Raw genomic sequence first — 13,351 nt, forward strand, 5'->3', positions numbered from 1 at the left:
CCGCCGCGAAGTTCTTCGTCATGACTTCCCTCCGCTGACGGAGACGATCGAGCCGTGGCCCGCGCCGAGCGTGGCCCGGACGGTCACGTCACCCGAGTTGGTGGGCAGCCAGATGACGCCCTCGGGCAGGTCGTCGGTCTCGACCGGGAGCGTGATCGCGCCGCGGTCGGTGGAGACCGTCACGTAGCCGCCGGTCTCCAGGCCGAACTGCTGAGCGGTGGCCTCCGCGACCTTCGCCACGACCGGGCGGGCCGTGCCGGCCAGGTGCGGTTCGTCGACCTGCAGCGAGCCGTTGCCGATCAGGCGGTGCCACGTGGCGAGCACGGCCTTGCCCGGGCCGGCCGGGGACTGCAGCGGAGCGGCGACGTTGAGCGAGGAACCGCTCGGCGCGCCCTCACCGAGGCGGGCCAGGTCGGCGGCCGCGGCGGCGGGCGTCTGCGTGAAGAGGTCCGCGTCCATCTCCACCGCGAGGGTGTCGAGCACGCGGCAGTCCGGCAGCGCGCCGGTGCCCTCCAGCGTGGTGCCGAACTCGCGGCGGCGGCCCTCCCAGTTGAGGTAGCTGCCGGACTTCTCGACCGCGGGGGCGATCGGGAGCACGACGTCGGCGTGCGCGGTGACCGCGCTCGGCCGCAGCTCCAGGCTCACCACGAAACCGGCCATGCCCAGCGCCCGTTCCGCGAGCGCGGGGTCCGGCAGGTCGAACGGGTCGACGCCACCGATCACCAGGCCGGACAGGCCACCGCTGGCGGCCGCGATGAGGATTCCGTTGGTGTCGCGGCCCGGCGTCGCGGGCAGCGAGCCCTCCTCGACACCCCACGTGCGCTCGACCTCGGTGCGCGCCGCGGCGTTCGCGACGTGCCGGCCCCCAGGCAGCAGGTTCGGCACCGCACCGACCGCGAGCGCACCGCGCTCACCGGCACGGCGGGGAATCCACGCGACCTTGGCGCCGGTGCGCTCGGCCAGCTTCGCGACCGCGGTGAACGCGCCGGGGATCTCGGCGGCGCGCTCGCCGACGAGGATCACCGCACCGGGCTTGCTCAGCAGCTCGACGACGTCGGAAGCGTGCTCCGGCAACGCGTTCAGCGCGTTCGCCTCGGCACCGGGCACGCAGGCGAGCAGCGTGCCGAACGTCTTCTCCACGGCCGGGGTGGTGAACTGGCCGAGGTGGAAGACCTTCGTGGTGCCCTTGCGCGCGGCCTTGCGCAGGCGCAGGAAGACGATCGGCGCTTCCTCCTCCGGCTCGAACGCGACCAGCAGTGCGGCCGGCGCGGACTCGATGCCCTGGAAGGTGACGCCGTTGTCCGGGTTCGTGAACACCGCGGTGCCGGACAGGAACTCCAGCTCCTCGGCGCTGTGCGGCCGGGCGCGGAAGTCGATGTCGTTGGTGCGCAACGCGATCCGGGCGAACTTCGAGTACGCGTAGGCGTCCTCGACGGTCAGCCGGCCACCGGTCAGCACACCGACGCCGTTCGCGTCCCGCGCTGCCGCCAGCCCCTCCGCGGCGAACTGCAGCGCCTCGGTCCACGAGGACTCGCGCAGCTCACCGGATTCCTTGTCACGGACCAACGGCCGCGTGATGCGGTCGTCGGCCGTGGCGTAGCGGAAGGCGAACCGGCCCTTGTCGCAGATCCACTCCTCGTTGACCTGCGGGTCGTCGCCGGCGAGCTTGCGCTGCACCTTGCCGCGCCGCCAGTCGGTGCGCTCGGCGCAGCCCGACGAGCAGTGCTCGCAGATGCTCGGCGTCGAGACGAGGTCGAACGGCCTGGCGCGGAACCGGTAGGCGGCACTGGTGAGAGCACCGACCGGGCAGATCTGGATGGTGTTGCCGGAGAAGTACGACTGGAACGGCTTCTCCTTCGCCACACCGATCTGCTGCTGCGCACCGCGCTCCAGCAGCTCGATGAACGGGTCGCCGGCGATCTGCGCGGAGAACCGGGTGCAGCGCTGGCAGAGCACGCAGCGTTCGCGGTCGAGCAGCACCTGCGTGGAGATGTTGATCGGCTTCGGGAACGTCCGCTTGTGCTCGTGGAAGCGGGAGTCGCTGCGGCCGTGCGCGATCGCCTGGTTCTGCAGCGGGCACTCACCGCCCTTGTCGCAGATCGGGCAGTCCAGCGGGTGGTTGATGAGCAGCAGCTCCATCACACCCTGCTGGGCCTTGTCCGCGACCGGCGAGGTCAGCTGGGTCTTCACGACCATGCCGTCGGCGACCGTCATCGTGCAGGAGGCCTGCGGCTTCGGCATCGGCCGGCCGCCCATCTCGACCTCGACGAGGCACTGGCGGCAGGCGCCCGCGGGCTCCAGCAGCGGGTGGTCGCAGAAGCGCGGGATGACCGTGCCGAGGCGCTCGGCCGTGCGGATCAGCAGCTCGCCCTTGGGCGCGACCACTTCCACGCCGTCGATGACGAGCTTGACGTGACCCTCGGGCACCACCAGCTCGGTGGAGTTCTTGTCAGGGGCGATGGTCATGCGTTCGCTCCAGCCAGGACCTTGGAGTTCTGGTCGCACAGGGCGAGGAACTCGTCCTTGAAGTACTTGATGCCACTGGTGATCGGGCTGACCGCCCCGTCACCGAGCGCGCAGAACGAGCGGCCGAGGATGTTGTCGCAGACGTCGAGCAACGTGTCGATGTCGCTCGCCGTGCCGTTGCCCGCCACCATCCGCTGCAGGATCTGCACGAGCCAGTACGTGCCCTCGCGGCACGGGGTGCACTTGCCGCACGACTCGTGCTTGTAGAACTCCGTCCACTTCATGACGGCCCACGGCACGGACACGGTCTCGTTGAAGATCTGCAGCGCCGTCGTGCCGAGCATCGACCCGGCCTCGGCGGCACCCTCGAAGTCCAGCGGCACGTCGAGGTGCTCCGCGGTGAACAGCGGCGTGGACGAACCACCCGGCGTCCAGAACTTCAGCGGGATGCCGTCCTTCATGCCACCGGCCATGTCCAGCAGCTGCCGCAGCGTGGTGCCCATCGGCGCCTCGTACTGGCCGGGGTTCGTGACGTGACCGGACAGCGAGTAGATCTTCGGGCCCGGCGAGCGGTCGCGGCCCATCTCGCGGAACCAGTCCGAGCCGCCGTTCACGATGAACGGCACGGACGCGATCGTCTCGACGTTGTTCACCACGGTCGGCGACGCGTAGAGGCCCGAGGTCGCGGGGAACGGCGGCTTGAGCCGCGGCTGGCCGCGACGGCCCTCCAGCGAGTCGAGCAGCGCAGTCTCCTCACCGCAGATGTACGCGCCGGCGCCGGCGTGCACCACGACGTCGAGGTCGAACCCGCTGCCGAGGATGTCCTTGCCCAGGTAGCCCTTGGCGTACGCCTCGCGCACGGCCGCGTTGAGGCGGCGGATGCAGTGCAGGACCTCGCCGCGGACGTAGATCGCCGCGAAGTTCGCGCGGATCGCGTACGACGTGATGATCACGCCCTCGATCAGCGAGTGCGGGTCCGCCATCATCAGCGGGATGTCCTTGCAGGTGCCCGGTTCGCCCTCGTCGGCGTTGATGACGAGGTAGTGCGGCTTGCCGTCGCCCTGCGGGATGAAGCCCCACTTCATGCCGGTTGGGAAGCCCGCGCCGCCGCGGCCGCGCAGCCCGGAGTCCTTGCACTGCTGGATGAGCTGGTCCGGGTGGGCCTTCAGCGCCTTGGGCAGGGCGGTGTAGCCACCGGTGCGCTCATAGGTCTCCATCGTCCAGGACCTGGGCTCGGTCCAGCGCTTGGTGAGAACGGGAGTCAGCGGGTCAACCACGTTCGTGTCCCCCTACTTCTTTTCCGGCAGGGCAGGGAACTCGACGCTGGCGGGCACCTGCGGTGCGTCCCAGCCGCGTTCCTGCGCGATCTTGGCTCCGCGCAACGTCTCCGGCGCCGCCGACGGGCCGTCGAGGTCGGCGTCGCGCCCCTCGAAGAACCCGGCGAGCTGGAGCTCGGCCTGCTTGAAGTCGGTCAGCGGGGCACCGCGGGTCGGGGCCGGCCTCTCCCCGTTCTGCAGCGCCTTCACCAGGCCCAGCGCCTTCTCCGGCGTCTGGTTGTCGTAGAACTCGTAGTTCACCTGGAGAACCGGACCGAGGTCGCACGCGGCGAGGCACTCGGCGTGCTCCAGCGTGATCGAGCCCGGCGTGCCCGGCTCGCCCGCGGTCTCCTCGTGGCCCACGCCGAGGTGGCTCTTGAGCGTCGAGTAGATCTCGTCGCCGCCCAGTGCCGCGCACAGCGTGTTCGTGCAGACGCTCACGAGGTGCTCACCGCACGGGCGGCGCTTGTACATCGTGTAGAACGTCGCGACCGCGCTGACCTCGGCCTCGGTCAGGTCGAGCTGACCGGCGCAGAACCGGATGCCGTCCTGGCTCACGTGGCCCTCGACCGACTGCACGAGGTGCAGCATCGGCAGCAGCGCACTGCGGGACTGCGGGTAGCGGGCGATGATCGCCTGCGCCCTGTCCACAGTGGACTGGTCGAAAGTGGTGTTCTCAGCAGCCTGAGTCATCGGTCGCAACCACCCATCACCGGGTCGATCGAGGCGACGGCGGCGATCACGTCGGCGACCATGCCGCCCTCGCACATCGCGGGCATCGACTGGAGGTTCACGAAGCTTGGTTCGCGGACGTGCACGCGCATCGGCCTCGTGCCGCCGTCGGAGACGAGGTGGTAGCCCAGCTCGCCGCGCGGCGACTCGACCGGCACGTACACCTGGCCCGCCGGAACCTTGAAGCCCTCGGTCACCAGCTTGAAGTGGTGGATCAGGGACTCCATGGACTGGCCCATGATCTTGCGGACGTGCTCCAGCGAGTTGCCCATGCCGTCGCTGCCGATCGTGAGCTGAGCCGGCCACGCGATCTTGGCGTCCTCGACCATCACCGGACCCGTCGGCAGGCTCTTCACGACCTGCTTGATGATCTTCAGTGACTGGTGCATCTCCTCAAGACGCAGCAGGTACCGCGCGAAGCAGTCCGCCGTGTTCGAGGTCGGCACGTCGAACTCGTAGTTCTCGTAGCCGCTGTACGGGTCGATCTTGCGCAGGTCCCAGGCGAGACCGGCGGACCGCAGGATCGGGCCGGTGATGCCGAGCGCGAGGCACGCGTCGACGGGCAGGTAGCCCACGTTCGCGAGGCGGTTGCGCCAGATCGGCTGACCGGTGAGCAGCTTGTCGTAGTCCGGCAGCCGCTTTTCCATGATCTTGACGAACGCGTTGATCTTCTCGATCGCGTCGGTCGGCAGGTCCTGCGCGAGACCGCCGGGGCGGATGAACGCGTGGTTCATGCGCAGGCCGGTGAGGTGCTCCAGCAGGTGCAGCACTTCCTCGCGCTCGCGGAAGCCGGAGGTCATGCCGGTCAGCGCGCCGAGCTCCATGCCGCCGGTGGCGAGCGCGACGAGGTGCGAGCTGATCCGGTTGAGCTCCATCAGCAGCACGCGGATGGCCTGCGCCTTGTCCGGGACCGTGATGCCGAGGAGCTTCTCGACGCCCATGCAGTACGCCGCTTCGTGGTGCAGCGGCGCCAGGTAGTCGGTGCGCGTGATGAACGTGACGCCCTGGACCCAGGTGCGGTACTCGCAGTTCTTCTCGATACCCGTGTGCAGGTAGCCGATGACGCTGCGGGCGTGCGTGACGGTCTCGCCCTCGAGCTCCAGCACCAGGCGGAGCACGCCGTGCGTCGACGGGTGCTGCGGGCCGAGGTTCATGACGATGCGCTCGTCGTGAACGGCGTCCGCGAGCACCTCGTCCCAGTCGCCGCCGGTCACCGTGTAGACGGTGCCCTCGGTGGTTTTCCGGGACTGTGCCACTTCTTCTGGGCGAATCTCCGGGGCGTTGACGTCGTCCGTGCTGTCGCTGCCGGTCGCGCTGGTGTCGGTCCCGGTGGTGACGTCGGAAAGCCGCTCGGTCATGAGTACGACCGCCTCTGGTCCGGCGGAGGAATCTCCGCGCCCTTGTACTCGACGGGGATGCCGCCCAGCGGGTAGTCCTTGCGCTGCGGGTGACCGTCCCAGTCGTCCGGCATGAGGATTCGGGTCAGTCCGGGGTGACCGTCGTAGATGATCCCGAACATGTCCCAGGTCTCGCGCTCCTGCCAGTCCGCCGTCGGGTAGACCTCGACGAGGCTCGGCACGTGCGGGTGCTCGACGTCGACCGCGACCTCCAGCCGGATGCGGCGGCGGTAGGTCATCGACGTGAGGTGGGTGACCGAGTGCAGGCGCTGCGGCACGTCGGCGCCGTAGTCCACACCGGACACCGAGCTGCAGAGCTCGAAGCGCAGCGACGGCGTGTCGCGGCAGATGCGCGCGACCTCCAGCAACGTCTCCGGCTTGAGGTAGAAGGTGATCTCACCGCGGTCGACGGTCACCTGCTGCACCGTGTCCGCGGGCAGGCCCTTGTCGCTGATCGCGGCGAACAGCTCGTCGGCGACCTCGTCGAACCAGCCGCCGAACGGGCGCTCGGACGGAGCGGCCACGTGGGCGGGCAGGCGCAGGCCACCGAAGCCGGACGTGTCACCGGAGCCGGTGACGCCGAAGAGGCCCTTGCGCTCCTTGCCGGCGAAGATCGGCGCTTTCGCTTCGGCGCCGTTGGTCTTTTCGAGGCCCTCCCCCGCGCGGTCGGCGCTGGAGTGCTCTCCCCCTGGCTCGGTCACTTCTTCCTCGCAAAACGCTCGGACGACGGGATGAGATCGGTGCGGTAGCCCGAGTCGGCGAGTGCCTTGGCGCGCACGGCGTTCAGCGGCTCGTCCATGATCTTGGCGTGGATCTTGAGGATCGCGTCCATCAGCATCTCCGGCCGCGGCGGGCAGCCCGGCAGGTACATGTCGACGGGCACGACGTGGTCGACGCCCTGCACCACCGCGTAGTTGTTGAACATGCCGCCGCTGCTGGCGCACACGCCCATCGCCAGCACCCAGCGCGGTTCGGGCATCTGGTCGTAGATCTGCCGCAGCACCGGCGCCATCTTGTTGGTGACACGGCCCGCGACGATCATCAGGTCGGCCTGGCGCGGTGACGCGCGGAAGACCTCCATGCCGAAGCGGGCGAGGTCGTAGCGCGGACCACCCGTCGTCATCATCTCGATGGCGCAGCAGGCCAGGCCGAAGGTGGCAGGCCACAGCGAGGACTTGCGGGTCCAGTTGACCAGCTTCTCGACGCTGGTCAGCAGGATGCCGTTCGGGAGCTTCTCCTCGAGACCCATGACTTCCTCAGTTCCAGTCGAGGCCGCCGCGACGCCACACGTAGACGTACGCGAAGCCGAGCGTGGCGACGAACAGGACGATCTCCACCAGCCCGAACAGCCCGAGCTTGTCGGCAGCGACGGCGAACGGGTAGAGGAAGACCATTTCGATGTCGAACAAGATGAAGAGCATCGCCGTCAGGTAGTAGGCGACGGGCATGCGCCCACCACCCACGACCGGCTGCGGGCTCGGCTCGATGCCGCACTCGTACGCGTCGAGCTTGGCCCGGTTGTAGCGGCGGGGTCCGATGTAGGGCGCTGCGGTCACCGAGAACAGCGCGAACGCCCCGGCGAGCGCGAACATCAATACGAGGGGGAGGTAAGGGTCAAGCACGCTCCGTCGTCCTTTCCTCGCGGTCGAGGCGCACCCTATGGGTGTACTTCTCCTGCCCGTTTGTTAGGCGGACCTAACAAACGCTTGTGAAACAGTTCACAAGCCTGTGCAGACTGTTGTGAACTGATTCACAAGGTCGATCGCCAGTGTAAACCGCCTGTAAATGACCTAGGTCACAGGGTCTGACCTGGGGCTTTAACTTGCCGGACACAAACGAAACGGCACCGGCTCGTATTGAGCCGGTGCCGTCACCTATTCGGAGTAATTTACGCCGTTGGGGCTAGCTTCGTAGCGGCCACGATCAGGCGGTCCATTGCGTCGCCGTCCTTGGGGTCGTAGAGGCCCGCAAGTAGCTTGAGCACGAGTTTCATCAGACGCTTTCGCGGCATTCCGTACTTCGTTGCGGTCCGCATGACCGCCGGGTTCCCGATGAGCTTCGAGAAGACGTTCCCGAGCCGGTAGTAACTGCCGAGCGCCTGTTCGATCCGAACGGGGTAACCGTGCAGCGCGCGTTCACGGTTGACGCCGGTCCGCGCAAGCGCTTGGACGACGCTTTCGGACGCGATCCTGGCCGACTCCATGGCGTAGCCGATGCCCTCGCCGTTGAACGGGTTGACCATGCCGCCGGCGTCGCCGACGAGCACGAGCCCGCTCTTGTAGTGCGGCTTGCGGTTGAGCCCCATCGGCAGCGCGGCCCCGCCGATGCGGCTGGTCGCGTTCTCCTCCCGGAAGCCCCACTCCTCCGGCGTGCCGTCGAGCCACGACCTGAGGAGCGCCCGGTAGTCCGTGGTGCCGTAGGCCTTGCTCGTGCTGAGGATGCCGAGGCCGACGTTCACGCTGCCGTCGCCCATGCCGAAGATCCAGCCGTAACCGGGCAGCAGCTGGCCGTCCGGCGCCCACAGCTCCAGGTGCGACTCCAGGTAGTCGTCCTTGGTGCGCGGGCTCGCGTAGTAGCGGCGGACCGCGACGCCCATGGGCTTGTTGTCGTCCTTCTGCAGCCCCGCGGAGAGCGCGAGTCGCGCCGACACGCCGTCGCACGCGATGGTGATGGGTGCCTTGTAGGTGACCGGGTTCTTCTCCGGTCCCTGCTTGGCCTCGACGCCGACGACCCGGCCGTTCTCGATGATGGCCTTGGTGACCGTGGTGTTCTCGTGCATGCGCGCACCGGCGGCCTTGGCCGTGTTCGCGAGCATCTCGTCGAAGTCCATGCGCGGCCGCACCACGCCGTAGTTGGGGAACGTGGCCAGCTCGGGCCAGTCGAGCTCCAGCGTGACGCCACCGCCGACGACCCGCAGCCCCTTGTTGTGCAGCCAGCCGTTCTCCTCGCGGGTGTCGATGCCCAGGTCGATCAGCTGCTTGACGCCGCGCGGCGTGAGCCCGTCGCCGCAGACCTTCTCCCTCGGGAAGGAGCTCTTCTCCAGCAGCAGCACGTCGAGGCCCGCCCTGGCGAGGTAGGTCGCCGCGGTCGAGCCCGCCGGTCCCGCCCCCACCACGATGACGTCGGCGTCCTCGTTGATCCCGCGCCTGCTCATCCAGACTCCCTACGTGTACCGGTCACTCCCCGCCGACTCTAACCGCCCCCTCCTGAGACCCACCCCGCCCGCCACACCCCCGCTTGCCGGACGGCACGCGGGGCCCTCCCGTCCTGCAGGAGAGTACGAAAGCTCCCCGCGTGCCCTTGAAGATCGCAAGTTGTCCACAAGTCGATCAAACGCTGGTTGATTGCGAACGCGATGTGCCGATGATTGGCCGAGTGCACAACAAACGATCGATCGACTACGGACTGCTCGCTGAGGTCTTCGAGGACGGCGTGGCTGCTCGCCGCCACTTGCTCCAGCTGGGCTTCAGCGGGAACACACTGGCGAAGAAATGCCGCCCTGGAGGTGGCTGGACTCGGCTGTTCCTGGGTGTCTACCTGCTCGCTGGAGGCGCGCCCAGCCGACGACAACTCGTCAGGGGCGCACTGCTCAGAGCCGGACCGCTGACCTTTCTCACCGGCTTCGAAGCGGCGCGCAGGTACGGGGTCCGCCGACTCCCCGCCGACCCGCGCATTCACGTCCTCGTTCCGCACGGCCGTCGCGTCGCGAGCCAGGGCCCCATGCTCGTCGAGCGAACGAATCGACCCTGGACAGGAACAGTGATCGACGGATTTCCGGTGGTCACGGTCGCACGGGCACTCATCGACGCAGCTCGCAGGGAAGGGAGTCTCGACGTGGTACGAGCGCTGATCGCGGACGCGGTCCAGCGGCAGCTGTGTTCACCGGAGGCGCTCGCCGAGGAGCTCAAAGATCTTCGGCTAGCGGGAACGCACCTTCCGCGGCGCGTGTTGGACGAGGTCAGCGATGGTGTCCGCTCTGCTGCTGAAGCGTGGTCCCGCTCGTTGATCCACCGTTCTTCATTGCCGACACCACAGTGGAACGTGATGATCAGGTCGTCGACGGGTGAGCAACTTGCCGTTGTGGACGGCTGGTGGGATGAAGTCGGACTCGCCTGGCAGATCGATTCGCTGGAGTTCCACCTGGCGCCAGAGGACTATGCACGGACGATGGCGCAGCATTCGGCTCTCTTGGCCAATGGCGTGATGACCGTCCACACCATCCCCTCACGACTCAAGCGCGATCCGGCCGGAGTCATCGACGAGCTGCGCGGTGCCTACCGAGCTGCCGCTCAGCGCCCCCGGCCTTGTGTGTCAGCAGCGCTGTGGCGTCCGATTTGAGGGCACGCGGGGAGCTTTCGTACTCCAGAAGAGTACGAAGGGGCCCCGCGTGCGGCATGGGCACAGAGGCGGGGTCAGGTGGTTGGGGTGGAGGGGGTGGCCCCTTCCGCCTTTTGGGCGGGCTTGGTGGCGCGGTGCAGGGCCACCATGCCGCCGGTCAGGTTGAACCAGGCCACGTCCTCCCAGCCGGCCTTGGCGATGAGCTCGCCGAGCGCGCGCTGGTCGGGCCAGGTGGCCATCGATTCGGCCAGGTAGGAGTAGGCGGCCGGGTTCGACGACACGAACTTCGCGATGAACGGCAGCAGCTTGAGCAGGTACCGCATGTAGACGAAGCGGAACGGCTTCCAGACCGGCGTGGAGACCTCGCAGATCACCATCCGGCCACCCGGCTTGGTGACGCGGGCCATCTCCCGCAGGGCCACGACCGTGTCGTTGAAGTTGCGGATGCCGAAGGACACCGTCACGGCGTCGAAGGAGTTGTCCCGGAACGGCAGGCGCAGCGCGTCGGCGGCCACCTTCGGGACCCGGCGGTGGGCGCCGGAGGCCAGCATGCCCACGGAGAAGTCGGCCGCCACGCACCAGGCGCCGGACGCGGCGTACTCGACGGTGGAGACGGCGGTGCCCGCGGCGAGGTCGAGGACCTTCTCGCCGGGGCGGGCGTCGAGGACGCGCCTGCTCCACTCCCGCCAGCGGCGGTCGAAGCCCAGCGTCATGACCGAGTTCGTGCGGTCGTAGCCCTTGGCCACGCCGTCGAACATCTCGGCGACCTCGCGGGGGTTCTTGTCCAAACCGGCTCGCGACATGCCATGAGACTAGGTCAGCGACGCTGAGATCATCTTCAGGGACCGTCTTCAGGGCACCTTCAGCGCCGTCAGCATGCCGTCCACGGCGGCCTGCCAGGGGTACTCCTCCGCCCTCGCCCTGGCGGCCTCGCGGGAGCCCGAAGCGAGCAGGCGCTGGGCGGCCGTGGCGAAGGCCGCGGCGTGGTCGTCGACCGCCGCGCCGCACGACGGCTGGACGATCTCCTTCAGGGCGCTGCTCCGGCTGACGACGACCGGCGTGCCGCTCGCCAGCGCCTCCAGGGCGGCCAGTCCGAACGTCTCGTGCGGGCCTGGTGCGAGCGACAGGTCGGCCGACGCCAGCAGTGAGGCGACGTCCAGACGCGACTTCACGAAGCCGAGGAACGTCACCGGCAGGCCGGCCGCGCGCTTCTCCAGGAACGAGCGGCGCGGGCCGTCGCCGGCGATCACCAGGCGCGCGGAGTGGCCCTGCTCGTGCAGCTCGGCCAGCGTGTCGACGGAGCGTTCCACGTGCTTCTCCGGCGAGAGCCGTCCACAGTGGATGAGCAGGTTCTCCTTGCCCTGCAACAGGTCCTGCCGCAGTTCGGCCGAGTGGCGGCGCGGGGTGAACGTGGTGAGGTCGACGCCGAGCGGCACCTGGGTGACGTTGCGGGCACCGATGCGGTCGAACTCCTCGCGCGCGAAGGCCGTCGTGCAGACCACCGTGTCGTACGACGCCGCCATGCGGCGGTTGGCCCAGTCCGCGCCGAGCTCGGCCGGGCCGGCAGGCAGCACGAACCGCAGCAGGCGGTCGAGACGTTCGTGGGAGATCACGACGTTCGGGATGTCGCGCTCGCTCGCCCAGGCGCCCATGCCGCGCAACGTCAGCCGGTCCGACACCTCCAGCCGATCCGGTCGCAAATGCTCCATCAAGGACTTGACCCGCCACGGGTCCACCACGCGGTACCCGCCGGTGTACGGGATCTTCACCGCGGGCAGGGTGACGCGCCGGACGCCGCCCGGCAGGACCTCGTCGGCACGGCGGTCGCCGGGCACGACGAGCACCACCTCGTGGCCTGCCTGCACGTAGCCGGTGCCGAGGTGGTGCAGTGCCGTGCGGAGCCCGCCCGACTTCGGTCCGTAGAAGTTGGCCAGCTGGACGATCCTCAAGCGGCCGCCTGGTGAGTGAGTCCGATCACCGCAGCGTAGTGGCCCATCAGCTCGTCGCAGACCGCGGACCAGGTGCGGGTCAGCACCGACTTGCGGGCTGCGAGCCCGAACCGCTTGCGCCGCAACGGGTCCCGCAGCAGTTCCAGGTACTGCGCGATGTCGTCCTCGAAGAGGTACCCGGTCCGGCCGTGCGCGACCAGGTCGCGCGGGCCGCCGGCGTTCGGCGCGAGCACCGGCAGGCCGGTCGCGAGCGCCTCCTGCACGGCCTGGCAGAACGTCTCGTGCGGTCCAGTGTGGATGAAGACGTCCAACGACGCGTAGGCCTCGGCGAGCGCCTCACCGGTGCGGAACCCGAGGAACTCGGCCCGCGGCAGGTCCCGTTCCAGCTGCTCGCGATCAGGACCGTCACCGACGATCCGCAGCTTCACGCCTGGCAGGTCGTGCAGCTCGCGCAGCCGGTGCACCTGCTTCTCCGGCGCAAGGCGGCCGACGTAACCCACGGTGAGCTCGTCGTTGTGCTTGTGGCGCGGGTGGAAGAGGTCGATGTCGACACCGCGGCCCCACCGGTGCACGCGCGGCACCCCGTGCCGTTCCAACGCCTCGACGGCCGAGCTCGACGGCGCCAGCGTGCGGTCGGCCAGCGTGTGCAGCCGCTTCGTCCACCGCCAGGCCGCCCGTTTGGTCAGCCCGAGGCCGTAGTTGCCGGCGAACCCGGCGACGTCGGTCTGGTAGACCGCGACCGTCGGCACGTCGATCTTGCGCGCGGCCCTGAGGCCGTACGCGCCCAGCACGAACGGCGACGCCAGGTGCACGACGTCGGGCCGGAAGCCGGCCAGCTCGTGCAGCACTCTGGGGCTCGGTACCCCGATCGGCAGGCTGGTCACCATGGGCACGTCGACGGCGGAGACTCTGACGACGGGCGTGCCGTGGTGTTCGTCGGCGCCGGCACCCGGCGCGACCACCATCGCCTGGTGGCCGCCCCGCCTCAGGTGCTCCAGCACGCGGAGAACGGAGTTGGTCACGCCGTTCACCTGGGGCAGGAAGCTCTCGGTCACGATCGCTACGCGCACAGGGGACACCCTGGAGTGCGCGCGTGAAGTCCGCGTGACACGCAATTTGACGCGGTCAGAACACCTCACGTCGTGGCCAGGTG

At 68.9% G+C, this 13,351-nt stretch carries 12 protein-coding genes; 1 reads left to right on the forward strand and 11 read right to left on the reverse strand.

Annotation, left to right across the window (positions count from 1 at the left end):
* Nucleotides 1–18: 18 nt before the first annotated feature.
* The 8 genes from ACWEIJ_RS03400 to ACWEIJ_RS03435 all read right to left on the reverse strand — a co-directional run bounded on the left by ACWEIJ_RS03400 (nt 19) and on the right by ACWEIJ_RS03435 (nt 9,065).
* A complete protein-coding gene (locus ACWEIJ_RS03400; protein WP_449835556.1) occupies nt 19–2,466 on the reverse strand; it encodes an NADH-quinone oxidoreductase subunit G in 2,448 nt (815 codons plus the stop codon).
* Nucleotides 2,463–3,743 (reverse strand): NADH-quinone oxidoreductase subunit NuoF, encoded by a 1,281-nt coding sequence (gene nuoF / locus ACWEIJ_RS03405; protein WP_449835557.1) that lies wholly within the window; start codon nt 3,741–3,743, stop codon nt 2,463–2,465. Before nuoF ends, ACWEIJ_RS03400 begins: the two co-directional genes overlap by 4 nt.
* 12 nt (nt 3,744–3,755) lie before the next feature.
* On the reverse strand, nt 3,756–4,475 hold the full coding sequence (nuoE, locus tag ACWEIJ_RS03410; RefSeq protein WP_449835558.1) for an NADH-quinone oxidoreductase subunit NuoE: 720 nt from the start codon (nt 4,473–4,475) through the stop codon (nt 3,756–3,758).
* Nucleotides 4,472–5,872 carry an NADH-quinone oxidoreductase subunit D gene (locus ACWEIJ_RS03415; protein ID WP_449835559.1) on the reverse strand — a complete coding sequence of 467 codons (1,401 nt, stop codon included), beginning with the start codon at nt 5,870–5,872 and terminating at the stop codon, nt 4,472–4,474. Before ACWEIJ_RS03415 ends, nuoE begins: the two co-directional genes overlap by 4 nt.
* Nucleotides 5,869–6,612, reverse strand: a complete 744-nt coding sequence (locus tag ACWEIJ_RS03420; protein WP_449835560.1) for an NADH-quinone oxidoreductase subunit C — start codon at nt 6,610–6,612, stop codon at nt 5,869–5,871. The genes ACWEIJ_RS03415 and ACWEIJ_RS03420 overlap by 4 nt, the downstream gene beginning before the upstream one ends.
* On the reverse strand, nt 6,609–7,160 hold the full coding sequence (locus tag ACWEIJ_RS03425; RefSeq protein ID WP_030473218.1) for a NuoB/complex I 20 kDa subunit family protein: 552 nt from the start codon (nt 7,158–7,160) through the stop codon (nt 6,609–6,611). Before ACWEIJ_RS03425 ends, ACWEIJ_RS03420 begins: the two co-directional genes overlap by 4 nt.
* 7 nt (nt 7,161–7,167) lie before the next feature.
* On the reverse strand, nt 7,168–7,533 hold the full coding sequence (locus ACWEIJ_RS03430) for an NADH-quinone oxidoreductase subunit A (RefSeq protein WP_045309716.1): 366 nt from the start codon (nt 7,531–7,533) through the stop codon (nt 7,168–7,170).
* Between the two features lie 266 nt (nt 7,534–7,799).
* Nucleotides 7,800–9,065 carry a geranylgeranyl reductase family protein gene (locus tag ACWEIJ_RS03435; protein ID WP_449835561.1) on the reverse strand — a complete coding sequence of 422 codons (1,266 nt, stop codon included), beginning with the start codon at nt 9,063–9,065 and terminating at the stop codon, nt 7,800–7,802.
* 140 nt (nt 9,066–9,205) lie between these two features.
* Between ACWEIJ_RS03435 and ACWEIJ_RS03440 the strand changes: the two genes are divergently transcribed.
* Complete coding sequence (locus tag ACWEIJ_RS03440) at nt 9,206–10,249, forward strand: hypothetical protein (RefSeq protein WP_449835562.1); 1,044 nt, start codon at nt 9,206–9,208, stop codon at nt 10,247–10,249.
* Nucleotides 10,250–10,323: 74 nt separating this feature from the next.
* Here ACWEIJ_RS03440 and ACWEIJ_RS03445 read toward each other — a convergent pair whose 3' ends face one another.
* Genes ACWEIJ_RS03445 through ACWEIJ_RS03455 form a run of 3 tightly spaced genes read right to left on the reverse strand, consistent with a single transcriptional unit; the run spans nt 10,324 to nt 13,268 of the window.
* The gene (locus ACWEIJ_RS03445; RefSeq protein ID WP_449835563.1) at nt 10,324–11,052 is read right to left on the reverse strand and encodes a demethylmenaquinone methyltransferase; all 729 of its coding nucleotides are present in this window, start codon (nt 11,050–11,052) and stop codon (nt 10,324–10,326) included.
* Nucleotides 11,053–11,100: 48 nt separating this feature from the next.
* The gene (locus tag ACWEIJ_RS03450) at nt 11,101–12,198 is read right to left on the reverse strand and encodes a glycosyltransferase (protein WP_449835564.1); all 1,098 of its coding nucleotides are present in this window, start codon (nt 12,196–12,198) and stop codon (nt 11,101–11,103) included.
* Complete coding sequence (locus ACWEIJ_RS03455; RefSeq protein ID WP_449835565.1) at nt 12,195–13,268, reverse strand: glycosyltransferase family 4 protein; 1,074 nt, start codon at nt 13,266–13,268, stop codon at nt 12,195–12,197. The genes ACWEIJ_RS03450 and ACWEIJ_RS03455 overlap by 4 nt, the downstream gene beginning before the upstream one ends.
* Between the last annotated feature and the right edge of the window lie 83 nt (nt 13,269–13,351).

The organism is Lentzea sp. NPDC004789 (genome assembly GCF_053601075.1).

What these genes read in the sequence shown, in the direction of transcription:
- ACWEIJ_RS03400 (WP_449835556.1), bottom strand. Translation starts at nt 2,466, where the DNA reads ATGACCATCGCCCCTGACAAGAACTCCACCGAGCTGGTGGTGCCCGAG.
- nuoE (WP_449835558.1), bottom strand. Translation starts at nt 4,475, where the DNA reads ATGACTCAGGCTGCTGAGAACACCACTTTCGACCAGTCCACTGTGGAC.
- ACWEIJ_RS03435 (WP_449835561.1), bottom strand. Translation starts at nt 9,065, where the DNA reads ATGAGCAGGCGCGGGATCAACGAGGACGCCGACGTCATCGTGGTGGGG.
- ACWEIJ_RS03415 (WP_449835559.1), bottom strand. Translation starts at nt 5,872, where the DNA reads ATGACCGAGCGGCTTTCCGACGTCACCACCGGGACCGACACCAGCGCG.
- ACWEIJ_RS03445 (WP_449835563.1), bottom strand. Translation starts at nt 11,052, where the DNA reads ATGTCGCGAGCCGGTTTGGACAAGAACCCCCGCGAGGTCGCCGAGATG.
- ACWEIJ_RS03425 (WP_030473218.1), bottom strand. Translation starts at nt 7,160, where the DNA reads ATGGGTCTCGAGGAGAAGCTCCCGAACGGCATCCTGCTGACCAGCGTC.